The following is a 24341-nucleotide window of genomic DNA, read 5'->3' as shown; positions in this document are numbered from 1 at the left end:
AGCTCGGGGTACCCCTTAAAACAACAAAAACCTTTCATTCTTATTTTCTTATTGAAAGTAAGGCCCCCTGAGCGTGCCCATTGACTTGACCGGGTCTCTCGGACTAACAGACCCGTGGTCCAGTCCTGGATCAGACTCTCCCATTCAAAGAAGGAAGCACGGTGGCACCTGAATGCCGTGCTGGTGCGTATGAGCGAAGAAAAACTCAATCTGGCCGACCTCAAGGCGAAAAGCCCGAAAGACCTCCTCGCCATGGCGGAGGAGCTGGAGATCGAGAACGCCTCGACCATGCGCAAGGGCGAGATGATGTTCCAGATCCTGCGCGAACGTGCGGATGAAGGATGGTTGATCTTCGGCGATGGCGTGCTCGAAGTTCTTCAGGACGGGTTTGGTTTTCTCCGCTCGACCGAGGCCAACTACCTGCCAGGTCCCGACGACATCTACGTTTCTCCTGATATGATCAGGAAATATTCCCTGCGCACCGGTGACACCATCGAAGGTGAGATCCGCGCACCCGACAATGAAGAACGCTATTTTGCGCTTGTGTCTGTTTCCTTGATCAACTTCGAAGAGCCGGAGAAAGCGCGCCACAAGATCGCGTTCGACAACCTGACGCCGCTGTATCCCGACGAGCGTCTCAAGATGGAGATCGAAGATCCGACGATCAAGGATCGTTCCGCTCGCATCATCGACCTCGTTGCCCCCATCGGCAAGGGACAGCGCTCGCTGATCGTTGCCCCGCCCCGCACCGGTAAGACCGTGTTGCTGCAGAACATCGCGCACTCGATCGAGCAGAACCACCCTGAGTGTTATCTGATCGTCCTGCTGATCGACGAACGTCCCGAAGAAGTCACGGACATGCAGCGCTCGGTAAAGGGTGAAGTGGTGTCGTCGACCTTTGACGAACCGGCTGCACGGCACGTGGCCGTTTCCGAAATGGTTATCGAGAAAGCCAAGCGTCTCGTCGAACATAAACGAGATGTTGTTATTCTTCTCGATTCTATCACAAGACTTGGTCGAGCTTTCAACACCGTTGTGCCGTCGTCGGGTAAAGTCCTGACCGGTGGTGTCGATGCGAACGCGTTGCAAAGACCCAAGCGCTTCTTCGGTGCCGCGCGGAATATCGAAGAAGGTGGCTCGCTGACGATCATTGCGACGGCCCTGATTGATACCGGATCTCGCATGGACGAAGTCATCTTTGAAGAGTTCAAAGGTACCGGCAACTCCGAGATTGTCCTGGACCGCAAGGTTGCAGACAAGCGGGTCTTCCCGGCCTTGGATATTCTCAAATCCGGTACCAGGAAAGAGGACCTTCTGGTCGACAAGGTTGACCTCCAGAAGACCTTCGTATTGCGCCGCATCCTTAACCCGATGGGAACGACGGATGCTGTCGAGTTCCTGATCTCGAAGTTGAAACAGACGAAGACAAATTCGGAATTCTTCGATTCGATGAACAGCTGAGGCCATCTTGGATACGGTATTTGCACTGGCCTCTGCACCGGGAAAGGCCGGTGTCGCCGTGGTTCGGATCTCGGGACCAAAATCTTGGGATGCGGTAGAAGCACTGTCCGGTCAACCAGTGACTTCTCCGCGCTATGCCAGCTTGAAGACACTGAGAGATCCGGCCGGTGATTTTATCGACCAGGTTCTCGTCATTGCGTTCGAAAAGGGCGCGAGTTTCACCGGCGAACGGGTGGCCGAATTCCATCTGCATGGAAGCACGGCCGTCGTAAAAGCGGTGCTGCGTCTGCTCGGTGATTTACCTCAATGCCGTACAGCCGAGCCGGGGGAATTCACGCGGCGGGCTTTGGAAAACGGGTGTCTAGACCTCACCCAGGTCGAAGCACTGGCGGATCTGATCGATTCAGAGACAGAGGCTCAAAGAAAGCAGGCCTTGACTGTCCTTACAGGGGCCTTGTCGAAAAAGGTCGGTGCCTGGCGCGAAAAGCTTGTGCGGTCCGCAGCTTTGTTGGAAGCGACCATAGACTTCGTTGATGAAGACGTACCCGTCGACGTGGCGCCCGAGGTCACCGAACTTCTGTCTGATGTTCTGAAAGACGTGGAATCGGAATTGTCAGGCCTGGATGCTGCGGAGCGCATTCGAAGCGGCTACGAAGTTGCAATCGTAGGTCCTCCAAACGCGGGCAAGTCCACGCTTTTGAACTTTCTGGCTGGCAGAGAAGCGGCGATCACATCCGAACTGGCCGGGACGACGCGAGACATTATCGAAGTAAAAATGGATGTGTTCGGAATCGCTGTAACCTTTCTGGATACAGCTGGGTTGCGAGACACCGATGATGTTGTCGAAAAGATCGGCGTGGAACGTGCAAAACACCGTGCAGAATCCGCTGACTTGAGAGTTCATCTTTTGGTCAATGATGAAGGTCCACTCGTTGCTGTGAAAAGCGATGACTTGGTTCTGAAGGCCAAGCAAGATAGCGGTGGATCTGATGGGGTTTCTGGGCTTACAGGTCATGGCGTCCCGCAGCTTCTCGAACATATTCGCGGCATTTTCTCGGAACGCATGTCTTCGGCTGGCCTGGCGTCGAATGAGCGGCATCGCGAAAATCTTTCCGGGGGCCGCGTCCATTTGCTATCGGCCCTCGACGCGATGGGATATTCTGACTCAGAGGCTGATCTCATCAGCGAAGATATCCGGATTGCCATCCGGTACTTGGAAACCATGGTTGGAAAAGTTGACGTTGAGCATCTGCTGGGCGAGATCTTTTCCTCTTTCTGCATAGGTAAATGAGGAGTGTTTCACGTGAAACAATCGTCATTCGACGTCATCGTGATCGGGGCTGGGCATGCGGGTGCGGACGCGGCCGCGGCATCCGCAAGGATGGGCGCTCGAACCGCCTTGGTCACGCTTAAAGCGTCGAACTTGGGGATCATGTCCTGCAATCCTGCGATAGGCGGGCTCGGGAAAGGACACCTCGTTCGTGAAATCGACGCATTGGACGGACTCATGGGTCGCGTGGCCGACTACGCGGGAATTCAGTTCAGGCTACTGAACCGACGCAAAGGACCAGCGGTTCAAGGCCCTCGCGCCCAAGCGGACCGTGAACGGTATGCCGAGTGCATGACGATGGTTCTCAATAACTTTTCAAACATCCAGATTGTCGAAGCCGAAGTCACAGGCCTTTTGCTCAAGGCAGGACGCGTCATCGGTGTAACGACAGCAGCAGGCCCGGATCTGATGGCATCTTCGGTGATCCTGACCAGCGGCACTTTCCTGCATGGTTTGATCCATATCGGCGACCACAGCTACCCCGGTGGACGTATGGGGGACGACCCCTCAAATCGTCTTGCTGATCAGATCCGAGATCTTGGCTTGTCTTTGGGCCGACTGAAGACGGGTACGCCGCCTCGCCTGGATGGAAAAACGATCAATTGGGACCTCTTGGACGAACAGCCCGGTGATGACGATCCGGTGATGTTCTCGTTCCTCTCAAAAGCTCCGGTTGCCCGACAAATCGCGTGTGGCATAACACACACAAATCAAACGACCCATGATATTATCCGGGACAACCTGGCGCGTTCAGCGATGTACGGCGGCCATATAGATGGTGTCGGGCCGCGCTATTGCCCGTCCATCGAGGATAAAGTCGTCCGGTTCGCTGAGAAGACATCGCATCAGGTGTTTTTGGAACCTGAAGGTCTTAATACGTCCACCGTTTACCCAAACGGTATATCCACATCTCTGCCTGCTGACGTTCAGGAGGATTACGTCAGAAGTATCGTAGGTTTGGAGAATGTGGTCATTCAGCAGCCGGGCTATGCGATCGAATATGACTTCGTTGATCCGAGGTCACTCACCACGACGCTGGAAGTCAAAGCTCTGAAGGGCTTGTTTCTTGCTGGACAGATCAACGGAACCACCGGTTACGAAGAAGCTGCTGCACAGGGTGTTGTTGCGGGATTGAACGCGGCTGCTTCTGCACTCGGCCGCGATCCAGTGACCTTCAGCCGAACGGACAGTTATATAGGGGTCATGATTGACGATCTGACATCAAGGTCGGTGACAGAGCCCTACCGTATGTTTACCAGCCGCGCGGAGTTTCGTCTGTCGCTGCGGGCGGACAATGCAGACCAGAGGCTGACTCCGAAAGCGATCTCGTTAGGTGCGATCTCGGAAGAGCGTAGACGCGCTTTTGAGGAAAAGATGGAGCGGCTTTCCGAAGCACGCGATCTTTTGTCGAATACCTCCTTCACGGCCAACGAAGCGCGTGAACTCGGGATCGATGTCAGCAAAGATGGATCTCGACGCAGCGCGTACCAACTTCTTGCACTGAAAGATGCCGATGTTTCAATGTTCCTGGCTGACATTCCCGGCCTGAAGTCCGTTGACGATGCGGTGGTCCAACAGGTTGCGATTGAAGCACTTTACGCGAACTATCTGGAGCGACAGGCAAAGGACGTCGACGTCCTGCGCAGGGATGAGGCTCTTCGAATACCGGATGATTTCGATTATGAAGCGTTGGGCAGCCTGTCCAACGAACTTCGGCAGAAACTCCAGACGATCAAGCCTGAGACGATAGCGAAGGCAGCGAAGATAGAAGGTATGACACCGGCTGCTTTGATGCTGGTTCTTGCCCGGATCCGTCAAGCCGCGCGGCGAGCCGCGTCATGAACGCGCCTTCTCTCTCGGGGTTCAATGTTTCACGTGAAACAATGGATAGCTTGGAAACGTATCTGGCACTTTTGAGAAAGTGGAACCCCAAGATAAACTTGGTTTCTGCCAACACATTGGCCGAAGCCGAAACTCGGCACATATGTGATTCAGCGCAAATCACATCGTTCATCCCCAAGACGGCGCGAAACTTGGTCGACCTTGGATCCGGCGGAGGGTTCCCAGGTATCGTTATCGCGATCATGGCCAAGGAGCAGCTGCCAGACCTCAGTGTGACTTTGGTGGAATCAGACCAGAGAAAAGCCAGTTTTCTCAGGACGGTTCTGCGCGAAACAAGAACCCAAGCACAGGTTCATGCGAAACGGATCGAAGACATTGATCCTCAGGCGGCCGATGTTCTGACGGCCAGAGCTTTGGCACCACTGAAATCCTTGTGTGGATTTGCCCAGCGTCATCTGGCGCTTGGCGGTGTGGCGCTCTTTCCGAAAGGAAAAAACTGGGGAAAAGAGGTCGAGGAAGCTCAGGCGGAATGGAGTTTCCAATGCGTATCCCATACAAGCATTACAGATCCCACTGCTGTCGTACTGGAACTGAGAGACCTCTCGCATGACTGACCCTTTCCGTGCCTCAGGGCCAAAGATAATTGCCGTGGCGAACCAAAAAGGCGGCGTCGGCAAGACAACCACAACGATCAATCTGGGCGCCGCGCTGTGTGAACTTGGGCAAAAGGTACTGGTCGTCGATCTGGACCCCCAAGGTAACGCATCCACCGGCTTGGGCATCGAGCCCGAGGACCGTGAGCTGACGACGTATGAACTGCTTCTGGATGAAGCCAGCCTTGACGATGTCATCCTGAAAACCAGCACTGATAATCTCTTCCTCGTGCCCGCAACCGTGGACCTGAGTTCCGCAGACATCGAACTCATTGCCAACGAAAAACGCAGCTTCCTTTTGCATGACGCGCTACGTCAGCCCGCCATGACAGCCAAAAATTTCGACGTCATCCTGATTGACTGTCCGCCGTCGCTGAACCTTCTCACGGTGAACGCAATGGTGGCGTCGCACTCCGTTCTGGTCCCGCTTCAGAGTGAATTCTTTGCTCTCGAAGGCCTTTCCCAGCTTATGCTGACCATCCGGGAAGTCCGCCAATCCGCCAATCCCAGCCTTCGGATCGAAGGTGTTGTCCTGACCATGTACGACGCGCGGAACAATCTTTCCCAACACGTTGAAGCGGACGCTCGTGCCAACCTCGGCGATCTTGTTTTCGACACCGTTATCCCGCGCAATGTTCGCGTCAGTGAAGCGCCGTCTTACGCCCTGCCCGTCTTGTCTTATGATAGCGGTTCAAAGGGTGCGAAGGCGTATCGAGACCTGGCCGCAGAACTCATCCGCAAAAACGAAAAGCGCGCCGCCTGATACGGCGCCGAAGGAGGTCACATGGCAGAGAAAAAAGAAGCACGGCGCGGGCTTGGGCGCGGCCTTTCGGCACTGATGGCAGATGTCGCGCCGACCCAAACCAACGCGGACACCGATGCTCCGCGGCGACCGGACCGTCTCCTTCCCATCGAATCGCTCCGGCCCAATCCTGACCAGCCACGGCGCACGTTTCTGCAGGAACATCTGGACGATCTGGCGAATTCGATACGGACGAAGGGCGTCATCCAGCCGCTCATCGTGCGGCCGGATCCCAATGCTCAAGGGATGTTCGAGATTGTGGCTGGTGAACGCCGTTGGCGTGCGGCCCAGATGGCGCAGCTCCACGAAGTTCCGGTGCTTATTCGCGATTTCAACGATACCGAAGTCTTGGAAGTCGCCATTATCGAGAACATCCAGCGCGCCGATCTGAACTCCATCGAAGAGGCAGCCGGCTACCGTCAGTTGATGTTCAAGTTCGGACATACCCAGGAAAAGCTTGCCGAAGCTTTGGGCAAGTCGCGTTCCCACATCGCGAACCTCATGCGTCTGTTGAACCTGCCGGAGTCGGTTCAGGACATGGTGACCGAGGGCACGCTCAGTGCCGGCCATGCCCGGGCGCTGATAACTGCTCCAAATCCGGAACAACTCGCCAAGACCATCGCGGAAAAGGGTTTGTCTGTTCGGGAAACGGAAAAGCTTGTGAAGGCTGGACAAAACCCGGAAGCGCCGCGGAAGCCGACAACAGACGGCACGTTCAAGACGGACAAGGATGCCGACACAAAGGCGTTGGAAGGCGATCTTTCAGCGGCGCTCGGCATGAAGGTTTTCATCGACCACAAGCCCGGTTCCGAGAAGGGAAAGATCACCATCGCCTACGAGTCTCTGGAGCATCTCGACTCTCTGTGCGCCTTGCTGAGCACATACCGCTAAGGCGTCAATTTCTCGATCAAGGCGTTCAGGACCAGACGGCCATTCGGCGTTGCACGCAGCCGAGTGGCCGTTTCTTCTACCAATCCCAAGTCAACAAGTGGCTCAATCTGTGGCTGGGTAGCGACGAGAGGCGACATCTTGTGAAGCCTCGCCAGATCGACGCCTTCGGTCAGGCGAAGACCCATCATAAGGTATTCGATCGCCTGGTCCTCCATGTCGACCCGATCGCGAGAGACCTCACCGAACCGTTCCTCGGACGCGTTTATCCAAGCCCCCGGAGCCCTGTGCGCCACGGTTTCATAACGCGATCCGCCAACGCTGAAGCGGCCGTGTGCGCCGGGTCCAACGCCTATCCAGTCGCCGTAGCGCCAGTACACCAAATTATGTCGCGATTCTGCTTCGGTGCGCGCGTGGTTCGAAACTTCATAAGCATTCATTCCGACACGGCCGCAGACCTCTTGCGTCAATTCGTACATATCCGCCCCAAGGTCTTCTGACGGCAATCCGGCAAGCTTTCCGCGTGCCGCGCGATCCCAGAAGGCTGTCCCCGGCTCGATGGTCAATTGGTACAAGGACAGATGGTCCACAGCCATCTCCAGCGCCTCGCCCAGCTCTTCCTCCCAATCGCGTAATGTCTGGCCCTGTCGCGCATAGATCAGGTCGAAACTGACGCGCTGGAACACCTCTCGTGCGATGCCAAACGCGGCCTGCGCCTCCCGGACATCATGCAATCGCCCCAATTTCCGCAAATCGCCCTCACGGAGCGACTGGACCCCCAGAGACACCCGGTTCACCCCGGCAAGAGCGTATCCTTCGAACCGAGACGCTTCTACGGATCGTGGGTTGGCCTCCAACGTGATCTCGATATTGTTCCCGAAGGTCCAGCAATCCCGAGCAGCGTCAATGACGGTCCGCACGGTCTCGGGCAGCATCAGGGACGGTGTCCCGCCCCCGAAGAAAATGGAGGACAGGACCCGCCCGGGCGTTTCGGCACCATAAGCGCGAACCTCCCTGGCAAGCGCTTCCGCCCACCTGTGCTGATCTATCCCACTGACAACGTGGCTGTTGAAATCGCAGTAGGGGCACTTTGCCTCGCAAAACGGCCAATGGACGTAAAGCGCAAAGCCCCCTTCCTGCCAATTTTCCGGCGCCCCGTCAGCCAAAGCAGCCGTCTACGAATTTCTTGAACGCGTCGGCACGATGGCTGATCTCGTTCTTCTTCCAGCGATCCATTTCGCCAAAGGTCACGTCGAACCCTTCCGGGACAAAGATCGGGTCATACCCGTGGCCTTGATCCCCACGCATTGGCCAAACCACTCTGCCTTCCATCACGCCCGGAAACACCATGTCCTCCCCGTCCGGGAAGGCCAGAACCAAGGTACAGCAGAAGCGCGCGCTCCAAGGCTCCGGTGCGTCGCGTTCCACCAACAGGTCATGCGTCTTGGTCATCGCCATGACGAAATCCCGGCCATTGGGCGTTTCCGACCAGTCGGCGGTATAGACGCCCGGAGCCTTGTCCAGCGCGTCCACTTCGATGCCGCTATCATCGGACAGTGCGGGCAGTCCGGTCGCCTTGGCTGCCGCATGGGCCTTGATCCGCGCATTCTCGACGAAGGTGGTGCCCGTCTCTTCCGGTTCCGGCAGTCCCATCTCCTTGCCGCCGACCACCTCGACACCATAGGGCTCCAGCAGCGCCGCGATCTCTTCCAGCTTGCCCTGGTTGTGGGTCGCGACCAGCAGTCGCGACCCGATGCGTTCCCGAACTGACGTCATTTCACCGCCGCCAGCTGTGCAGCCACCAGTTCTGCTACACCCTTCTCGGCGAGGCCCATCAGGCTGTCCATCTGGGCGCGCGTGAACACGGACCCCTCGGCGCTCATCTGCACCTCGATCAGCGCACCGTCACCGCGCAGGATGAAGTTGCCGTCTACACCGGCCTCGCTGTCCTCTGGATAATCGAGGTCAAGCACCGCCTGCCCGGCATAGATCCCGCAGGACACCGCTGCCACCGGCGAAATCAGCGGATCGCTGACGATCGCCCCGGACTTCAGCAGCTTGTTCACTGCCAGTCGCAGCGCCACCCAACCGCCAGTGATCGAGGCACAGCGCGTGCCGCCATCCGCCTGGATCACGTCACAGTCCACGGTGATCTGACGTTCACCCAGCGCGTTGCGATCCACGCCCGCACGCAGCGCCCGACCGATCAGCCGCTGGATTTCCACCGTGCGACCGCCTTGCTTGCCCTGCGTTGACTCCCGACGCATCCGCGACGAGGTCGAGCGCGGCAGCATCCCGTATTCCGCCGTCACCCAGCCCTGTCCCGATCCTTTCAGGAACGGCGGGCAGCGGTCTTCCAGCGACGCCGTGCACAGCACATGCGTGTCGCCCATCTTGATAAGGCACGACCCTTCGGCGTGCTTCGTCACCCCGGTTTCGATTGAAACCGCGCGCATTTCGCTTAAATCTCGTCCTGACGGTCGCATGGCCTGTCCTTTTTCGATGTCCCCTTCGGGATAGACAGGCCACACCCCGTAACGCAACCCCGATTGACGCCGCCTGCGCGTCCTCTTTAATGGCGGGCAAAGGGATAAGTATGAGCCAGGCCAGCGATCTCCTCGCGCAGATGAACGCCCGCTCCCGCGAAGTCTTTCGCCGGGTGGTCGAGGGCTATCTCGAAAGCGGCGAACCCGTGGGCTCCCGTACTCTGACCCGCAGCCTGACGGAAAAGGTCTCTGCCGCGACCATCCGCAACGTGATGCAGGACCTCGAATTCCTCGGCCTTCTGGACAGCCCACATGTCTCGGCGGGTCGGATTCCCACGCAGCTTGGCCTGCGCATGTTCGTTGACGGTCTGCTTGAGGTCCGCGAACTGGACAACGACGACCGCGAAAAGCTTGACGCCACCGTGGGACGCAGCGCGCCCGATATGGGCGGTCTTCTGGATGACATCGGCTCTGCGCTGTCGGGCGTGACGCGCGGCGCCTCCCTCGTCCTGACCCCGAAACACGAAGCCCCTCTGAAGCACATCGACTTCGTCTCCCTCGCGCAGGACCGCGCGCTGGTGGTGATCGTCTTCGCTGACGGCCACGTCGAAAACCGCGTTTTCACCCCGCCGCCGGGGTTGACCCCCTCCGCCATGCGCGAGGCGGCGAACTTCATCAACGCGCTCGCAGAGGGCCGCACCCTGTCAGACCTCCGCCGCGTGATGGAGCAGGAAGTCGCCCGCCGCCGACAGGAAATCGACACGCTCGCCGCCGACCTCATCGCCGCCGGCATCGCGGTCTGGAGCGATCATGACACCCGCACGGAACGACTCATCGTGCGCGGCCGCGCGAATCTGATCGACGAGGCCGCGGAGGAGGAACTCGACCGCATCCGCAGCCTGTTCGACGACCTTGAACGCAAGCGTGACATCGCCGAATTCCTCGAATTGGCCGAAGACGGCGAAGGCGTCCGCATTTTTATCGGCTCCGAGAACAAACTTTTCTCACTTTCGGGTTCCTCTCTGGTGGTGTCTCCATATATGAACGCTGACCGTAAGATCATCGGAGCGGTCGGGGTCATCGGTCCCACGCGCCTCAACTATGGGCGGATCGTTCCGATCGTGGACTATACAGCGCAACTGGTCGGCAAGCTGATCACCGACCGGAGCCAGAGGTAAAAAGAATGGCAGATCCGAAAGAAGAACAGTTCCTCGACGACGTCGAAAGCGCCGAAGCCGATTACGCGGATGTGGACATCGACGACGAGGCCATCGAAGTGGACAGCCTGCGGGCCGAGCGTGACGAGTTCAAGGACAAGTACATGCGCGCGCTGGCCGAGGCAGACAACGCTCGCAAGCGCGCCGCCAAGGACCGTCAGGAGGCGCAGGCTTACGGCGGAACCCGCATCGCCCGCGACTTGCTGCCCGTGTACGACAACCTGAACCGCGCCCTTCTGGCGGCGAAGGACAGCGCTGACACGGCGTCCAATGCGCTGGTCGAAGGCGTCGAGCTGACGCTCAAGGAACTGCTGGCCGTCTTCGATCGCCACGGCGTCACCCGCCTCACGCCCGAGATCGGCGACCGTTTCGATCCCAAGATGCACGAGGCCATGTTCGAAGCGCCCGTCCCCGGCACCGTTGCCGGTGAGATCATTCAGGTCTCTGCCGAGGGCTTCATGCTGCACGACCGCCTTCTGCGCCCGGCGCAGGTCGGCGTGTCTTCGATGCCCGCAGCCAAGTAAACTGCGCCAAATCCCACGCAAAAAGCCGGGCCAATGCCCGGCTTTTCTGTTTCACGGTTAACGCGGGCCGTAGGGTGGGTTTCTAACCCACCATTCCCTTCAACTCATACAGTGCCTGCAACGCCTCTCGCGGCGACATGTCATCTGGGTTGATTGCCTTCAGCCGATCTTCCACCTCCGACGGTGTTTCCCGTGAAACGGGCTTTTCCGCCGCCTTGGCCGCGACAGAGAACAGCGGCAAATCGTCGATCAGTGCCTTGGGCGAGGCACGCTCGCGCTCTCCCTTTTCCAGCGCCTCCAGAACCGACCGCGCCCGTGTGATGACCGCCTTGGGCAGACCGGCCAGTTGCGCCACCTGCACGCCGTAGGACCGATCCGCCGCGCCTTCCCGCACCTCGTGCAGGAAAATCACCTCGCCGTCCCATTCCTTCACCGCCACCGTCGCATTGCGCACACCCGCCAGCTTGCCGGCCAGCACGGTCAATTCGTGGTAATGCGTGGCGAACAGCCCGCGCACCCGGTTCACCTCGTGCAAATGTTCCAGCGTCGCCCAGGCGATGGACAGACCATCATAGGTCGCCGTCCCCCGCCCGATTTCGTCGAGGATCACCAGGGCGCGCCCGTCCGCTTGATTGAGGATCGCCGCCGTCTCAACCATCTCGACCATGAAGGTCGAGCGCCCACGTGCCAGGTCATCCGACGCGCCGACGCGGGAAAAGATCTGGCTCACCACGCCCACATGCGCCTTGCGGGCCGGGACATAGCTGCCGATCTGCGCCAGCAGCGCGATCAGGGCGTTCTGCCGCAGATAGGTCGACTTACCGGCCATGTTCGGGCCGGTCAGCAGCGTAACGCTGGCCGCCTCGCCCTCGGCCGACAGGTCGCAGTCGTTGGCAATGAACGGCTCGCCCGCCTTTTGCAGAGCGGCTTCCACAACCGGATGCCGCCCACCGTCGATGTCAAAGGCCCGGCTGTCGTCCACAATGGGCAGACACCAATCGCGCTGCCGTGCCAGTTCTGCCAGCCCCAGCGCCAGATCGAACTCCGCCAGCCCGAAGGCCAGTTCCCCGAGCACACCGGCGCAGTCCAGAATATCGCGTCTCAAGGCGTCATAGAGCCGCTTTTCAATCTCCGACGCCTCGTTCCCAGCGTTCAGGATGCGGGTTTCCAGCTCGGACAGCTCGGTCGTGGTAAACCGCACCTGGTTCGCCGTGGTCTGACGATGGATGAATCGCGGCGCCAGTGCGTGCATCTTGTCAGCGTGAGTCGCGGTCACTTCAATGAAGTAGCCCAACACGTTGTTATGCTTGATCTTCAGCGACCCGATTCCAGTCTCCTGCGCGTATTCCCCCTGCATCCGGGCAATCACGCCGCGCCCTTCGTCGCGCAGGGTCCGCGCCTGATCGAGTCCTTCGTCATACCCCGGCGCAATAAACCCGCCATCCGCCACGCGCAGCGGAGGCTCAGCCACCAGCGCGGCTTCCAGCCCGTCCAACAGCGCGCCATGCCCGGTCAAAGTGTCTCTACTCCGGCTCAAAAGCCCCGGCAGGTCGACGCCGTCCAGTCGCTCCGACAGCCCCTCGGCCTGCGCCAGGGCATTGCGCACGGCGGCCAGATCCCTCGGCCCGCCCCGATCCAGCGAGAGACGGGACAAGGCGCGTTCCACATCCGGCACGCGCCGAAGCATCTCGCGCAGAGCATCCGACCACGATCCCTCGACCCCCCAGCGCACCGCCTCCAGCCGCTCGTGAATCGTGCCAAGATCCTGCGAAGGCGACGACACCCGCCGTTCCAGCAGCCGCGCGCCGCCCGCCGTCACCGTCCGGTCGATCGTCGCCAGCAGCGACCCGGCGCGCCCGCCCGACATGGCCGAGGTCAGTTCCAGATTGCGCCGCGTCGCCGCGTCTATCTGCATCAAACGCGCGCTGGCTTCCTGCTTTGGCGGCAACAGCAGCGGCAACCGCCCTTTCTGCGTGATGTCGAGATAATCGACCAAAGCCCCCATGGCCGACAGTTCCGCGCGGCCAAACGACCCGAACCCGGCCAAAGTGGCCACGTTGAACGTGGAACACAGCCGCCCCTCGGCAGCCCCGGAATCGAAGGACGCCGCGCCCAGCACCGTCGCCTCGACCCCGAGGTCGGCCAGAACGTCGCGCAAAACCTCGTCGGTGCGATCCGACACCAGCACCTCGGACGGGGCCAGCCGCGCCAGTTCCGCCCCGATCCGTGCCTGCCCCAAGGGCATCACGTGAAACGCACCGGTGGAAATATCCGTCCAGGCCAGCGCCCAATCGTCCCGAACATTGCCCAAAGCGCAAAGAAAGTTGTGCCGCCGCGCCTCCAGCAGCGTGTCCTCGGTCAGCGTGCCGGGCGTCACCAGTCGCACCACGTCACGCTGCACCACCGCCTTGTAGCCGCCGCGTTTCTTGGCCTCTTCGGGCGTTTCCATCTGTTCGCCGACCGCGACCCGGAACCCCTTGCGGATCAACGTCAGCAGGTATCCTTCGGCCGCGTGTACCGGCACGCCGCACATCTGGATGTCCTCGCCCTCGTGCTTTCCGCGCTTCGTCAGGGCAATATCCAGCGCCTCCGAGGCCGCCACCGCATCGTCAAAGAACAATTCGTAAAAATCACCCATCCGATAGAACAACAAAGCGTCGGGATACTGCGCTTTAATTTCCAAATATTGCGCCATCATCGGCGTGACGGTAGTTTTATTTCCCGCGTTAGCGCTCACAGTGTCTTTCCCCTGCCGGTTTGCCGTGACAATAAGGCTCCCGACCATTGGGTAAAACCAGATTTCCGGTGCAGGGAAACACAATGTCCAAAGTGAAATTCACGCGCGAGGAAGCGCTCCAGTTCCACCTCGAACCCACCCCCGGCAAGTGGGAGGTCAAGGCGACCGTTCCCATGACCACGCAGCGCGACCTGTCGCTGGCCTATTCGCCCGGCGTCGCCGTCCCATGCGAGGACATCGCCGCCAATCCCGAGCTGGCGTACGACTACACCAACAAGGGCAACCTTGTCGCGGTGATCTCCAACGGCACCGCTGTTCTGGGCCTCGGCAACCTTGGCGCCCTGGGCGGCAAGCCCGTGATGGAAGGCAAGGCGGTGCTGTTCAAGCGTTTCGCCGATGTGAACTCCATCGACATCGAACTGGACACCGAGGACCCCGACGAATTCTGCCGCGCGGTGAAACTGATGGGCCCGACCTTCGGCGGCATCAACCTCGAGGACATCAAGGCGCCCGAGTGCTTCATCATCGAACAGCGCCTCAAGGAAGAGATGGACATTCCCGTCTTCCATGACGACCAGCACGGCACCGCCGTGATCTGCGCCGCGGGCCTGATGAACGCGCTGCACCTGAGCGGCAAGAAGATCGAAGACGTGAAAATCGTCCTCAACGGCGCGGGTGCGGCGGGCATCGCCTGCATCGAGCTGCTGAAATCCATGGGGGCAAAGCACGACAACTGCATCGTCTGCGACACCAAGGGCGTGATCTACCAGGGCCGCACCGAGGGCATGAACCAGTGGAAATCGGCCCATGCCGTCGCCACCGACCTGCGCACCCTCGAAGAAGCCATGCACGGCGCCGACGTCTTCCTTGGCGTGTCGGCCAAGGGGGCCGTGACGCAGGAAATGGTCACGAACATGGCGGAAAACCCCGTCATCTTCGCCATGGCCAACCCCGATCCGGAAATCACGCCGGAAGAGGCGCACGAGGTCCGGCCCGACGCTATCGTCGCCACGGGGCGGTCCGACTACCCCAACCAGGTCAACAACGTCCTGGGCTTCCCCTACCTCTTCCGCGGCGCGCTGGACATTCACGCCCGCGCCATCAACGACGAGATGAAGATCGCCTGCGCCAAGGCCCTCGCCGAACTGGCGCGCGAGGATGTGCCGGACGAAGTCGGCCTCGCCTATGGCAAGACGCTGGCCTTTGGCCGCGACTACATCATCCCGACGCCCTTCGATCCGCGCCTGATCTCGCGCATCCCGCCCGCCGTGGCGAAGGCTGGCATGACCACCGGTGTCGCGCGCCGTCCGATCATCGACATGGATGCCTATACCGAGCGCCTGAAGGGCCGCATGGACCCGACCACGCCGATGCTGCGCTCGATCAACAACCGTGCCCGCGCCGCGCAGGCCCGCATGATCTTTGCCGAGGGCGACGATCCCCGTGTGCTGCGCGCCGCGGTCATGTACCAGCGGTCCGGCTTCGGCAAGGCGCTGGTGGTGGGCCGCGAGTCCGACGTCAAACAGAAGCTGGAAGAAGCAGGTCTCGCCGACGCCGTGCGCGAGATCGAGGTCGTGAACGCGGGCAACACCCGTCACCTGCAAAGCTACAAGGACTTCCTCTACGAGCGCCTGCAACGCAAGGGCATGGACCGTCAGGACATCCACCGCCTTGCCGCCCGCGACCGCCACGTCTTTGGCGCGCTGATGCTGGCGCATGGGCATGGTGATGGTCTCGTCACCGGTGCGACCCGCAAGTCGGCGCACGTGATGAAGCTGGTGAACCACGTCTTTGACGCCGATGCCAAACACGGCGCTGCGGGCGTCACCGCGATCCTGCACAACGGCAAGGTCGTGCTGATCTCGGACACGCTGGTGCATGAATGGCCGAACGAAGAAGACCTCGCCACCATCGCCGAACGCGCCGCCGACGTGGCGCGCCACCTCGGCCTTGATCCGCGCGTGGCCTTTGTCAGCTTCTCGACCTTCGGCTACCCGTTGTCCGAGCGTGCCGAGAAGATGCACATCGCGCCCAAGGTCCTCGATCGTCGCGGTGTGAACTTCGAGTACGAAGGCGAGATGACCGTCGACGTCGCCCTGAACGAAAAGGCCCGCGAGGCCTATCCGTTCCAGCGCCTCACCGGCCCGGCGAACATCCTCGTCGTGCCCGCGCGGCACTCGGCCTCGATCTCGGTCAAGCTGATGCAGGAAATGGCCGGCGCGACCGTGATCGGCCCGATCCTCGCGGGCGTCGATCACTCGATCCAGATCTGTTCGACCTCCATGACGGCAAACGACATCCTGAACATGGCGGTGCTGGCCGCCTGCAAGGTGGGCTAAGCCCTTCCCGTTATCGCCAACACCGCTTAGGGTGCGCAGTCATTGCGCACCCTTTTTCATGGGAACCTCATGACGATCTACAATCTGGGCTCCATCAACGCCGACCTGTTCTACAGCCTGCCGCACCTGCCCTTGCCCGGTGAAACGCTGGCCTCGACGACATTTTCGCGCGGACTGGGTGGCAAGGGTGCCAACATGTCCGTGGCGGCCGCGCGGGCCGGGGCGCGTTGCGCACATATCGGCGCAGTGGGCCCCGATGGCGCTTGGGCGGTCGAGCGCCTGACCGAATATGGCGTCGATACCCGCCCCGTCGTCACCCTGCCCGAGGCGACGGGCCACGCGCTGATCCTCGTCGATGCAGCGGGCGAGAACTCCATCGTCCTGTACCCCGGTGCGAATCGTGCCTTGTCAGAGACGCATATTGCCGACGTACTGGCACAGGCCACCGCCGCTGACACCTTCCTCACCCAGAACGAAACCAACCTCCAGCGCGAGGCGGCCGAGATCGCCGCGTCGAAGGGTATGCGCGTGGTCTATGCCGCCGCGCCCTTTGACGCCGATGCCGTGCAGGCGGTTCTGCCGCTGCTGAACATGCTGGTCCTGAACGAGGTCGAGGCGCAGCAACTGGAGCAGGCGACAGGCCTGTCCCCGGACAAATTGCCCGTGGCCGATGTGGTCATGACCCTCGGGGCCAAGGGCTGTCGCTGGTTCCACGACGGACAGGCACAGGATTTCGCTGCGCTCAAGGTTACACCCGTCGATACCACCGGCGCAGGCGACACCTTCACCGGCTATCTGCTGGCGGGTCTGGATCGCGGCATGCCCATGGCACAGGCCATCGCGCTGGCGCAAAAGGCCGGTGCGCTCATGGTCACGCGCCACGGTACGGCGGATGTCATCCCGGATCTCAAGGACGTTCAGGACGCCTTCCGGACCTGAAACGGGCTCTATTGCGCCTCAATGCGTAAAGGGCGCGGCGTTGCCCCACAGCGCCTTGACCCGCTGGTCACGCCCGCAGGCGTCGCGATAGCGCTTGTAGGCATCAGATTGCTTGATCGGACCAAAGCGGGTGAGCACGCGCTTGTCGCCCTTGTAGTAATCCTGATGGTAGTCTTCCGCCGGATAGAAGGTCTTGGCGTCCAGGATCGGCGTCACGATCTTCTGCCCCAGAGCCTTTTCCGCATCCGCCTTGGCCGCCTGCGCCGCCTGCTTTTCCGCAGGGTCAGCGACGAATATCGCGGTTCGGTAGCTGTCGCCCCGATCACAGAACTGCCCGCCCGCGTCCGTCGGATCGACCGAGCGGAAGAACATGTCATACAGCTGTCGCGCGCTGACCTTTGCCGGGTCATAGGTGATCCGCGCGGCCTCGTAATGCCCGGTGCCACCGCGCGTGACCTGTTTGTAGGTCGGATTGTCGACCGACCCACCAGTGTACCCCGAGACCACCTCGGACACCCCCGGCACCCGTTCGAAATCGGATTCGACGCACCAGAAGCAGCCTCCGGCGACGACCAACTCGTCAGCCTGGGCGGCATGGGACAGGAACAGACAGGTGGCAATCAGGGCGCTTCGGAACATTTCGGGATCTCCTCTTTGTGCCAACCCTGCCCCGCCAGCGACCTCCACGACAACGCGCAAACGCGTGTATCACCACATGGTGAAACCCTGTCACAAACCCAGCGTTTCACGTGTAACGGGGCATTTCGTGCCGGAATAGAGCCTGTTCAGCACCTCGCCGAACACCGGGTCCGCGTCTGGCACGGCGGCAAAGAGCGTCGCACAGGACCGCACCTTCAGTGCATCCACCGGGCCAAGCATCTCTTCGGGCGACGCATCGCCATGCTCCAGCAGCATCCCGCAGCACGTCACCAGCCGAGGCCCCAGCACAGGATGCGCCAGAAAGGCCGCTGCCTCGTCCAGACCGGCCAGACCGAACTCACGCGCCCGCTGCGACCGCCCCAGCACTTCGAGTTGCGGAAAGAACCACCAGATCCAATGCGTCAGCTTCCGCCCGGCGCGCAACTCTGCCTGCACCTGCGGCCAATATGGCGCCTGTGCAGAGACGAAATCACCTAAATCAGCCATCAAGTACCCCCAATGGCCAAAGCGTAGCAGGCTCCGTTCCAGCCCGATACCCGCAAACGCTCAGCCCAGAAGCTGCCCCAGCTTCATCGCCAGCGTCATGTCACCGGAAACCTTGAGCTTGCCCATGGCAAAGGCGGTCATGGGATTGAGCTTCCCCGCGATGAGGCGCGACAGGTTCTCGGCGGTCATGTGGATCGTGCATTGCGCGGGCCGATCCTCCAGCAGCGCCTGCCCGCCTTCCAGCGTGATCGCGCCCTCCGCGCCGCAGTCGAACTTGATGACCTCGGCCAAGGGCCGTTTGTCCAACCCGCGCTGCATCTTCGCCGCGATCTCTGCCAGCATGTCCTGCCTCCCAAACGCATCGGGGCAAGCCTTCGCCTGCCCCGTACATCGGTTCAACAGTGACGCTGCGGCGTTACTTGGCCAGGCGGCGTTTCCGCGCGGCCAGCAGGCGCAGACGCAGCGCGTTCAGCTGGATGAAGCCCGCCGCGTCCTTCTGGTCGTACGCACCGGCGTCGTCCTCGAAGGTCACATGCGCCTCGGAATACAGCGACGAGTCCGACCAGCGACCGACGCAGGTCGCCGAACCCTTGTACAGCTTCAGCCGCACGGTGCCGCTGACCAGCTCCTGCGACTTGTCGATGGCCGCCTGCAGCATCTCGCGCTCGGGCGAGAACCAGAAGCCGTTGTAGATCAGTTCCGCATAGCGCGGCATCAGGCTGTCCTTCAGGTGGCCCGCGCCGGAATCCAGCGTGATCTGCTCGATCCCGCGGTGCGCTTCCAGCAGGACGGTGCCGCCGGGGGTCTCGTAGATGCCGCGCGACTTCATGCCGACGAAACGGTTCTCGACAAAGTCCAGACGACCGATGCCGTGCTTGCCGCCCAACTCGTTCAGCTTGGTCAGGATCGTGGCCGGGCTCATCGCCTCGCCGTTGATCGCCACCGCGTCACCCTTCTCAAAGGTCACCTCGATGTACTCCGCCTCGTTCGGCGCATCCTCGGGCGCGACGGTGCGCTGGTAGACGTAATCGGGGGCCTGCTCGGCGGGGTTCTCCAGCACCTTGCCCTCGGACGAGGTGTGCAGCAGGTTCGCATCGACAGAGAACGGCGCCTCGCCGCGCTTGTCCTTGGCGATCGGGATCTGGTTCTGCTCGGCGAATTCCAGCAGCTTGGTGCGCGAGGACAGGTCCCACTCGCGCCACGGCGCGATGCACTTCACGTCCGGGTTCAGCGCCGCCGCCGACAGCTCGAACCGCACCTGGTCGTTGCCCTTGCCGGTCGCGCCATGCGCAATCGCATCGGCACCGACCTCTTCGGCGATCTCGACCAGACGCTTCGAAATCAGCGGGCGGGCAATCGACGTGCCCAGCAGGTACAGCCCCTCGTAGACCGCATTGGCGCGGAACATCGGGAAGACGAAATCGCGTACGAACTCTTCACGCACGTCTTCGATGTAGATGTTCTCGGGCTTGATCCCCAGCAGTTCCGCCTTCTTGCGGGCCGGTTCCAGTTCCTCGCCCTGGCCCAGATCGGCGGTAAAGGTCACCACCTCGCAGCCGTACTCCGTCTGGAGCCATTTCAGGATGATCGAGGTATCGAGGCCGCCGGAATAGGCCAGCACGACTTTCTTGGGCGCGGACATTTGGATTTCCTTTCTGAGGATCGCAGGCGCGATAGCGGTTTTTTACCGCGTGGGCAAGGTGGCGTGCCTTGACACCGGCCGCGCGCGACCCCCTCTCTACGAAGCACCGCATCGCCATGGGACAAACCGCACCGTGAGGTTCCTCGCCTTCATCTGGCCGACGCTGGCCGTCCTGAATCGCCGCATCTTTCCGGGCCTGCGCCTGTCAGTGCTGCCGGTGCTGGCGGCGTTGGGCATCTGGATGGTGGGCAGGCTCTATTCCGGCACAATCGGCACCTCGGCCTCTGCAATCATCGGCTTTGTCCTGATGGAACTGCTGGCGCTCTGCTTCTGTTACGCTTGGTTCGCGATCCGCTGGCATCGCCTGCTGCTGCTGAATGAGCCCCAGACCGCGCTGGGCGGCAACTTTCCCCCGCGCGCATGGCGACGTTACGCGCTGCGCCTCTTTGCCATCGCTGCGGTTCTTACCCTGTTCAGTGGCGCCGTGAAGGTCATCAGCGGAAACATCTGGACCCTCGGCATCACCGGCGAGTGGATACGCTACATCCTCCTCTACCTGTTCCTCGGCTGGCTGTTTCACCGGCTCAGCCCGGCCTTGGCCAGCGTGCCCCTTGGCGAACCGCTGACCCGCGGCGAGGCGTGGCGCGCCACCCGTGGCGCCAACCTGCCGATCCTCGGCCTGTCCGCCGGGACGCTGGCCATCTCCACCCTGCTGGCCTTCCCGATGACGCCGCAGGGGTCCGAGATCACCGCCTTCGAGCCGCTCTACATCGTCGCGGCGTTCTGGGTGCAGGTGCTGGTCTTCACCACCTCCATCACCGTGGTCTACCGCGAGACAGTGATGCGCGCCGATCTGCGGCAGTAAGGCACTTGTCAGCCGCATGTTTCCCGTGGAACGAAGGCGCATGACCGATTTTCAAAACCTCGCCCGCGCCGCCGAAGAGGCCATGCGCGACGTGTTCCCGACGACGCCCCTGCTGCGCAACGATCACCTCTCGGCCCGCTTTGGCGCCGAGGTATATCTGAAGCGCGAGGACCTCTCTCCCGTGCGCAGCTACAAATTGCGCGGGGCCTTCAACGCCATGCGCAAGCGGCCCGATGTGTCGCTGTACGTGGCGGCGAGCGCGGGGAACCACGCGCAAGGCGTCGCCTTCATGTGCCGTCATCTTGGGGTGAAGGGCGTGATCTTCATGCCGGTGACCACGCCGCAGCAGAAGATCCAGAAGACCCGCATGTTCGGCGGGAACAACATCGAAATCCGCCTGATCGGTGACTATTTCGACGACTGCCTGCATGCCGCGCAGGCCTTCTGCGCCGAGAACGGCGGGCATTTCCTGTCGCCCTTCGACGACGAGGACGTGATCGAAGGGCAGGCCTCCGTCGCCGTGGAGATAGAGCGCCAGCTGGGCCGCATCCCCGATCACGTGGTTATTCCGGTGGGTGGCGGCGGCCTCGGGTCTGGCGTGCTGTCGTACTGGGGCACCCAGACGCAATACACCTTTGTCGAGCCTGCGGGCGGTGCCTGCCTTCGCGCCGCGCTGGCGGCGGGCAAGCCCGTGGCCCTGCCTTCTGTCAACACCTTCGCCGACGGAGCCGCAGTGGCCAAGATCGGTGAACGCACCTTTGCCCGCCTCTCCGGCGTTGGCCTCGCCAACACCCTGGCCATTCCCGAGGATCGTCTCTGCACCACCATGATGGAGATGCTGAACGTCGAGGGCATCGTGCTGGAACCCGCCGGTGCGCTGTCCATCGACGCGCTGAAGGACCTCGGGCAAAGCATCCTTGGCCGCACCGTCGTCTGCATCACCTCGGGCGGGAACTTCGATTTCGAACGGCTGCCCGAGGTCAAGGAACGCGCCCAGCGCTATTCCGGGATCAAGAAGTACTTCATCCTGCGCCTGCCACAGCGCCCCGGCGCGTTGAAGGATTTCCTCAACCTGCTCGGCCCGGACGACGACATCGCCCGGTTCGAGTACCTGAAAAAATCCGCGCGGAACTTCGGATCGGTTCTGATCGGCATCGAAACCGATGCACCGGCCAGTTTCGAGCGGCTTTTCAGCCAGCTCGATGCGCATGGGTTCAGTTACCAGGACATCACCGACGACGAGATCCTGGCACAGTTCGTGATCTGACCGCTCAGGCGGCCAACCTGTCCGGCAGGTCCTTTTCGAATTGCGACCGCGACGTCGCATAGCATTGCCGGACTTCGGCAACGGACACCACATCAGGCCGCCCGACCGAGGCGGCCTTTTCCCCCTTCAGGCACAGCTGCGCCAGTGCCTCGAACCCAAGGTTCAGCGCTGCACCCTTCAGGAAATGCATCTGTTCCTCCGTCACCACGGGATTTCCTTCTGCCTGCGCCAAAGCCGAAATCGCGCCTTCGACCTCCAGCAGGAACAGCTCGACCACTTCCTCGAAGTCCTCTGCCCCTATCTCGTCCACAAGTTCGTTCACTCGTGCCCAATCGATCATTTTCCATAACCTCCTGCTCGGGATCTCTGGGTACTCCGCCAATATGAACGCGACCTTTCAATCCTTGGGAAATTGCCTCGATTTCTAACTTTCAGACGCTGTTAAACCAGCGAGCGTACCACCATACCCAAAGACGTTTCAATAGGCGAAGGACCACGGGTGCGTGCTGACCAGCTAGATATGCCTGAACCGCTCGGCGGCTCGATCCGGCGCGTGCTGCTCGTCGATGACAGCCAGCTTCAGCTGAAGCTGGTGGGCAGCACCCTGCGCCGCTGGGGATTCGAGGTGCTGACAGCGGAATCCGGTCCCGAAGCCTTGGAAATCTGCGCCCTGACGCCCCCTGACCTTGTCCTGTCCGACTGGATGATGCCGGGCATGACGGGCCTGGAACTCTGCCGCCGCTTCCGCGAGATGGACCGCGAGACCTACGGCTACTTCATCCTCGTCACGTCCAAGAACGAGAAAGGCGATATCGCCAAGGGGCTGGATGCCGGGGCCGACGATTTCCTGTCGAAACCGGTGAACAACGACGAAATGCGCGCCCGGATCAACGCCGGCGAACGCATTCTGTCGATGCAGCTACAATTGTCGGAAAAAAATCGGGCCCTGTCCTCCGCCCTAGAGGAGTTGCAGGAGGCGCATCGCGCCATCGACAATGACCTGCGACAGGCCCGCAAGATCCAGCAATCGCTCGTTCCGGAACGGGTCTGCGAAATCGCGACGTCGCGCGTCTCGCTGCTGCTGCAACCCTGCGGCCATGTCGGCGGTGATCTCGTCGGCATGTTCCGCCCGGGCTTTGACCGGCTGGGTCTCTACAGCATCGACGTGTCCGGCCACGGCATCACTTCGGCCATGGTGACGGCGCGGGTGGCGGGCTACCTGTCCAGCGCTTTCCCGGAACAGAACATTGCGCTGGAACGGCGCTACAGCGGCTTCTACTCCATGCGCGACCCGGCCGTGACAGCAACCATGCTGAACGAACGGCTCGCCGCCGATCCCGGCGTCGAGGAATACCTGACCATGGCCTATGTCGCGGCCGACCTGACCACCGGCAAGATGCGCATGGTGCAGGCGGGCCATTCCCCCGCCCTGCTGCTGCGCGCCGGGGGCGATGTGGAATTCATTGGCGACGGCGGCCTGCCTGTCGGGCTGGTGGACGAGGTCAGCTACGACACCCACGAATTCCGCATGAAAAGCGGCGACATGCTGCTGCTCTATTCGGACGGTTTCACCGAAACCGTCATGGAAAACGGCGAGATGCTCGGCGACGACGGGCTGATCCGGCTGTTCCGCGAAAGCGCGGCTGCGGGCAGCGGTCCTGAACTGATGCAGGACATGTTCTGGCGACTCACCTGCCAGATGGGGGACAAGTACAGCCTGCATGACGACGTGTCCGCCGCCCTTCTGGAATTCGATGTGCTGAAACCGTCAGCCGAACAGACGTGACACAAACGACCGCTCGCCGGGATTGCCCAGCTCGTGCGCCGCGAGCCGCGCAGGCATCCACAGCGCTGTGTGCCCCGGCTCGGTCGGCTCGCCCAGCGGATAGACCGGATCGGCGCGGTAGATCATGCACAGCTTCTCGGCCCAGATTTCATACTCCGGCATCCAGGTGAACCGCCGGAACGCCCCCAGACGCCGCAGGTTCGCGATCTTCCAGCCGGTCTCCTCGAAGACCTCGCGATGCAGCGCCCGCACCGCGTTTTCGCCCGGGTCGATGCCGCCGCCGGGCAGCTGGAATTCCGGGTAAGGGGTCGACTGATGCGTCAGCAGCAGGTCATCCCCGCGCGGCAGGATGACGTAGGCGCCGGGCCGAAACGTATAGCGTTGACCCGCGACCGGACTGTCTCCGAACCTGCGCAT

The 24341-nt window shown here is 61.4% G+C and carries 23 protein-coding genes; 13 read left to right on the top strand and 10 right to left on the bottom strand.

Going from position 1 to position 24341, the window contains the following annotated elements:
• Nucleotides 1–189: 189 nt before the first annotated feature.
• Genes rho through ACP16H_RS06690 form a run of 6 tightly spaced genes read left to right on the top strand, consistent with a single transcriptional unit; the run spans nucleotide 190 to nucleotide 6979 of the window.
• On the top strand, nucleotides 190–1461 hold the full coding sequence (rho, locus tag ACP16H_RS06715; RefSeq protein WP_425071709.1) for a transcription termination factor Rho: 1272 nt from the start codon (nucleotides 190–192) through the stop codon (nucleotides 1459–1461).
• 7 nt (nucleotides 1462–1468) lie between these two features.
• Nucleotides 1469–2752, top strand: coding sequence for a tRNA uridine-5-carboxymethylaminomethyl(34) synthesis GTPase MnmE (gene mnmE / locus ACP16H_RS06710; protein ID WP_425071501.1), 1284 nt, complete (start codon nucleotides 1469–1471; stop codon nucleotides 2750–2752).
• Between the two features lie 3 nt (nucleotides 2753–2755).
• Nucleotides 2756–4633 carry a tRNA uridine-5-carboxymethylaminomethyl(34) synthesis enzyme MnmG gene (gene mnmG, locus ACP16H_RS06705; protein WP_425071500.1) on the top strand — a complete coding sequence of 626 codons (1878 nt, stop codon included), beginning with the start codon at nucleotides 2756–2758 and terminating at the stop codon, nucleotides 4631–4633.
• Nucleotides 4630–5247 (top strand): 16S rRNA (guanine(527)-N(7))-methyltransferase RsmG, encoded by a 618-nt coding sequence (rsmG, locus tag ACP16H_RS06700; protein WP_425071499.1) that lies wholly within the window; start codon nucleotides 4630–4632, stop codon nucleotides 5245–5247. Before mnmG ends, rsmG begins: the two co-directional genes overlap by 4 nt.
• A complete protein-coding gene (locus ACP16H_RS06695) occupies nucleotides 5240–6049 on the top strand; it encodes a ParA family protein (RefSeq protein WP_425071498.1) in 810 nt (269 codons plus the stop codon). Before rsmG ends, ACP16H_RS06695 begins: the two co-directional genes overlap by 8 nt.
• A 21-nt stretch (nucleotides 6050–6070) precedes the next feature.
• Nucleotides 6071–6979 (top strand): ParB/RepB/Spo0J family partition protein, encoded by a 909-nt coding sequence (locus ACP16H_RS06690; protein ID WP_425071497.1) that lies wholly within the window; start codon nucleotides 6071–6073, stop codon nucleotides 6977–6979.
• Here the strand turns inward: ACP16H_RS06690 and hemW are convergent.
• Genes hemW through rph form a run of 3 tightly spaced genes read right to left on the bottom strand, consistent with a single transcriptional unit; the run spans nucleotide 6976 to nucleotide 9462 of the window.
• Nucleotides 6976–8142 (bottom strand): radical SAM family heme chaperone HemW, encoded by a 1167-nt coding sequence (hemW, locus tag ACP16H_RS06685; RefSeq protein ID WP_425071496.1) that lies wholly within the window; start codon nucleotides 8140–8142, stop codon nucleotides 6976–6978. The genes ACP16H_RS06690 and hemW overlap by 4 nt on opposite strands.
• A complete protein-coding gene (gene rdgB, locus ACP16H_RS06680) occupies nucleotides 8135–8752 on the bottom strand; it encodes an RdgB/HAM1 family non-canonical purine NTP pyrophosphatase (protein WP_425071495.1) in 618 nt (205 codons plus the stop codon). The genes hemW and rdgB overlap by 8 nt, the downstream gene beginning before the upstream one ends.
• A complete protein-coding gene (gene rph, locus ACP16H_RS06675; protein WP_425071494.1) occupies nucleotides 8749–9462 on the bottom strand; it encodes a ribonuclease PH in 714 nt (237 codons plus the stop codon). Before rph ends, rdgB begins: the two co-directional genes overlap by 4 nt.
• A gap of 110 nt (nucleotides 9463–9572) precedes the next feature.
• Here rph and hrcA point away from each other — a divergent pair, with 110 nt between their 5' ends.
• Both hrcA and ACP16H_RS06665 read left to right on the top strand, forming a co-directional pair.
• Entirely contained in the window at nucleotides 9573–10640 is a 1068-nt protein-coding gene (gene hrcA / locus ACP16H_RS06670) for a heat-inducible transcriptional repressor HrcA (protein WP_425071493.1), read from the top strand.
• Nucleotides 10641–10645: 5 nt separating this feature from the next.
• The gene (locus tag ACP16H_RS06665) at nucleotides 10646–11203 is read left to right on the top strand and encodes a nucleotide exchange factor GrpE (protein WP_425071492.1); all 558 of its coding nucleotides are present in this window, start codon (nucleotides 10646–10648) and stop codon (nucleotides 11201–11203) included.
• An 82-nt stretch (nucleotides 11204–11285) separates the two neighbouring features.
• Here the strand turns inward: ACP16H_RS06665 and mutS are convergent, their stop codons facing one another.
• Nucleotides 11286–13901, bottom strand: a complete 2616-nt coding sequence (gene mutS, locus ACP16H_RS06660; RefSeq protein WP_425071708.1) for a DNA mismatch repair protein MutS — start codon at nucleotides 13899–13901, stop codon at nucleotides 11286–11288.
• A 122-nt stretch (nucleotides 13902–14023) separates the two neighbouring features.
• Between mutS and ACP16H_RS06655 the strand changes: the two genes are divergently transcribed.
• Together ACP16H_RS06655 and ACP16H_RS06650 are read left to right on the top strand one after the other, a co-directional pair.
• On the top strand, nucleotides 14024–16279 hold the full coding sequence (locus ACP16H_RS06655) for an NADP-dependent malic enzyme (protein ID WP_425071491.1): 2256 nt from the start codon (nucleotides 14024–14026) through the stop codon (nucleotides 16277–16279).
• A 69-nt stretch (nucleotides 16280–16348) separates the two neighbouring features.
• The gene (locus tag ACP16H_RS06650; RefSeq protein WP_425071490.1) at nucleotides 16349–17218 is read left to right on the top strand and encodes a ribokinase; all 870 of its coding nucleotides are present in this window, start codon (nucleotides 16349–16351) and stop codon (nucleotides 17216–17218) included.
• Between the two features lie 18 nt (nucleotides 17219–17236).
• On the opposite strand, the gene msrA is transcribed toward ACP16H_RS06650, so the two are convergent.
• The 4 genes from msrA to ACP16H_RS06630 all read right to left on the bottom strand — a co-directional run bounded on the left by msrA (nucleotide 17237) and on the right by ACP16H_RS06630 (nucleotide 20006).
• A complete protein-coding gene (gene msrA / locus ACP16H_RS06645; protein WP_425071489.1) occupies nucleotides 17237–17857 on the bottom strand; it encodes a peptide-methionine (S)-S-oxide reductase MsrA in 621 nt (206 codons plus the stop codon).
• Between the two features lie 90 nt (nucleotides 17858–17947).
• Complete coding sequence (locus tag ACP16H_RS06640; protein WP_425071488.1) at nucleotides 17948–18364, bottom strand: DUF1810 domain-containing protein; 417 nt, start codon at nucleotides 18362–18364, stop codon at nucleotides 17948–17950.
• Between the two features lie 60 nt (nucleotides 18365–18424).
• Entirely contained in the window at nucleotides 18425–18706 is a 282-nt protein-coding gene (locus ACP16H_RS06635; RefSeq protein WP_425071487.1) for an SCP2 sterol-binding domain-containing protein, read from the bottom strand.
• Between the two features lie 73 nt (nucleotides 18707–18779).
• Nucleotides 18780–20006, bottom strand: coding sequence for an argininosuccinate synthase (locus ACP16H_RS06630; protein ID WP_425071486.1), 1227 nt, complete (start codon nucleotides 20004–20006; stop codon nucleotides 18780–18782).
• Between the two features lie 133 nt (nucleotides 20007–20139).
• Between ACP16H_RS06630 and ACP16H_RS06625 the strand changes: the two genes are divergently transcribed.
• Together ACP16H_RS06625 and ilvA are read left to right on the top strand one after the other, a co-directional pair.
• Entirely contained in the window at nucleotides 20140–20871 is a 732-nt protein-coding gene (locus ACP16H_RS06625) for a hypothetical protein (protein WP_425071485.1), read from the top strand.
• Nucleotides 20872–20911: 40 nt separating this feature from the next.
• The gene (gene ilvA, locus ACP16H_RS06620) at nucleotides 20912–22138 is read left to right on the top strand and encodes a threonine ammonia-lyase IlvA (RefSeq protein WP_425071484.1); all 1227 of its coding nucleotides are present in this window, start codon (nucleotides 20912–20914) and stop codon (nucleotides 22136–22138) included.
• 4 nt (nucleotides 22139–22142) lie between these two features.
• On the opposite strand, the gene ACP16H_RS06615 is transcribed toward ilvA, so the two are convergent.
• A complete protein-coding gene (locus ACP16H_RS06615; protein ID WP_425071483.1) occupies nucleotides 22143–22478 on the bottom strand; it encodes an Hpt domain-containing protein in 336 nt (111 codons plus the stop codon).
• A gap of 180 nt (nucleotides 22479–22658) precedes the next feature.
• Between ACP16H_RS06615 and ACP16H_RS06610 the strand changes: the two genes are divergently transcribed.
• Nucleotides 22659–23924, top strand: a complete 1266-nt coding sequence (locus tag ACP16H_RS06610; protein WP_425071482.1) for a PP2C family protein-serine/threonine phosphatase — start codon at nucleotides 22659–22661, stop codon at nucleotides 23922–23924.
• On the opposite strand, the gene ACP16H_RS06605 is transcribed toward ACP16H_RS06610, so the two are convergent.
• Complete coding sequence (locus tag ACP16H_RS06605) at nucleotides 23907–24341, bottom strand: NUDIX domain-containing protein (RefSeq protein ID WP_425071481.1); 435 nt, start codon at nucleotides 24339–24341, stop codon at nucleotides 23907–23909. The two genes, ACP16H_RS06610 and ACP16H_RS06605, sit on opposite strands and share 18 nt — an antisense overlap.

The organism is Sagittula sp. S175, assembly GCF_049800975.1.
Lineage (GTDB): Bacteria > Pseudomonadota > Alphaproteobacteria > Rhodobacterales > Rhodobacteraceae > Sagittula.
Note: the sequence above shows the minus strand (reverse complement) of the source record. Positions and strands in the feature narration are given on the sequence as shown.

What these genes read in the sequence shown, in the direction of transcription:
- rho (WP_425071709.1), top strand. Translation starts at nt 190, where the DNA reads ATGAGCGAAGAAAAACTCAATCTGGCCGACCTCAAGGCGAAAAGCCCG.
- rsmG (WP_425071499.1), top strand. Translation starts at nt 4,630, where the DNA reads ATGAACGCGCCTTCTCTCTCGGGGTTCAATGTTTCACGTGAAACAATG.
- ACP16H_RS06695 (WP_425071498.1), top strand. Translation starts at nt 5,240, where the DNA reads ATGACTGACCCTTTCCGTGCCTCAGGGCCAAAGATAATTGCCGTGGCG.
- ACP16H_RS06690 (WP_425071497.1), top strand. Translation starts at nt 6,071, where the DNA reads ATGGCAGAGAAAAAAGAAGCACGGCGCGGGCTTGGGCGCGGCCTTTCG.
- rdgB (WP_425071495.1), bottom strand. Translation starts at nt 8,752, where the DNA reads ATGACGTCAGTTCGGGAACGCATCGGGTCGCGACTGCTGGTCGCGACC.
- rph (WP_425071494.1), bottom strand. Translation starts at nt 9,462, where the DNA reads ATGCGACCGTCAGGACGAGATTTAAGCGAAATGCGCGCGGTTTCAATC.
- hrcA (WP_425071493.1), top strand. Translation starts at nt 9,573, where the DNA reads ATGAGCCAGGCCAGCGATCTCCTCGCGCAGATGAACGCCCGCTCCCGC.
- ACP16H_RS06665 (WP_425071492.1), top strand. Translation starts at nt 10,646, where the DNA reads ATGGCAGATCCGAAAGAAGAACAGTTCCTCGACGACGTCGAAAGCGCC.
- mutS (WP_425071708.1), bottom strand. Translation starts at nt 13,901, where the DNA reads ATGATGGCGCAATATTTGGAAATTAAAGCGCAGTATCCCGACGCTTTG.
- ACP16H_RS06655 (WP_425071491.1), top strand. Translation starts at nt 14,024, where the DNA reads ATGTCCAAAGTGAAATTCACGCGCGAGGAAGCGCTCCAGTTCCACCTC.
- ACP16H_RS06650 (WP_425071490.1), top strand. Translation starts at nt 16,349, where the DNA reads ATGACGATCTACAATCTGGGCTCCATCAACGCCGACCTGTTCTACAGC.
- msrA (WP_425071489.1), bottom strand. Translation starts at nt 17,857, where the DNA reads ATGTTCCGAAGCGCCCTGATTGCCACCTGTCTGTTCCTGTCCCATGCC.
- ACP16H_RS06640 (WP_425071488.1), bottom strand. Translation starts at nt 18,364, where the DNA reads ATGGCTGATTTAGGTGATTTCGTCTCTGCACAGGCGCCATATTGGCCG.
- ACP16H_RS06635 (WP_425071487.1), bottom strand. Translation starts at nt 18,706, where the DNA reads ATGCTGGCAGAGATCGCGGCGAAGATGCAGCGCGGGTTGGACAAACGG.
- ACP16H_RS06630 (WP_425071486.1), bottom strand. Translation starts at nt 20,006, where the DNA reads ATGTCCGCGCCCAAGAAAGTCGTGCTGGCCTATTCCGGCGGCCTCGAT.
- ilvA (WP_425071484.1), top strand. Translation starts at nt 20,912, where the DNA reads ATGACCGATTTTCAAAACCTCGCCCGCGCCGCCGAAGAGGCCATGCGC.
- ACP16H_RS06615 (WP_425071483.1), bottom strand. Translation starts at nt 22,478, where the DNA reads ATGATCGATTGGGCACGAGTGAACGAACTTGTGGACGAGATAGGGGCA.
- ACP16H_RS06610 (WP_425071482.1), top strand. Translation starts at nt 22,659, where the DNA reads ATGCCTGAACCGCTCGGCGGCTCGATCCGGCGCGTGCTGCTCGTCGAT.
- ACP16H_RS06605 (WP_425071481.1), bottom strand. Translation starts at nt 24,341, where the DNA reads ATGCGCAGGTTCGGAGACAGTCCGGTCGCGGGTCAACGCTATACGTTT.